The sequence below is a fragment of the Pseudomonas sp. 65/3-MNA-CIBAN-0223 genome (assembly GCF_040310425.1).
In the GTDB taxonomy this organism is placed as follows: Bacteria; Pseudomonadota; Gammaproteobacteria; order Pseudomonadales; family Pseudomonadaceae; genus Aquipseudomonas; species Aquipseudomonas gregormendelii.
In genome coordinates this window covers 1-250 of sequence record NZ_JBEOPV010000267.1, presented here as the reverse complement: position 1 = coordinate 250, position 250 = coordinate 1, and the positions used below count along the sequence as shown (strand labels likewise).

At 64.8% G+C, this 250-nt stretch carries 1 protein-coding gene; it reads left to right on the top strand.

Annotated elements, in window-relative coordinates; all coding sequences use genetic code 11:
- A partial coding sequence (locus AAEZ09_RS28835) for a DNA topoisomerase (protein WP_350601746.1) occupies window positions 1–250 on the top strand: 250 nt, incomplete at both ends.

The following is a 250-nucleotide window of genomic DNA, read 5'->3' as shown; positions in this document are numbered from 1 at the left end:
GCAGATCCGCGTCGCGGACAGCGCCCAGGTGGTGTCGGTCGAAACTGAGCGCGTGCGGGAAGGCCCGCCGCTGCCGTTCGACCTGGGGACCTTGCAGGAGGTGTGTTCCAAGCAGCTTGGGCTGGATGTGCAGGAGACCTTGGACATTGCTCAGGCCCTGTACGAGACGCACAAGGCCACGACGTACCCGCGCTCCGATTCGGGATACCTGCCCGAAAGCATGTTCGCCGAGGTGCCAACGGTTCTCGAC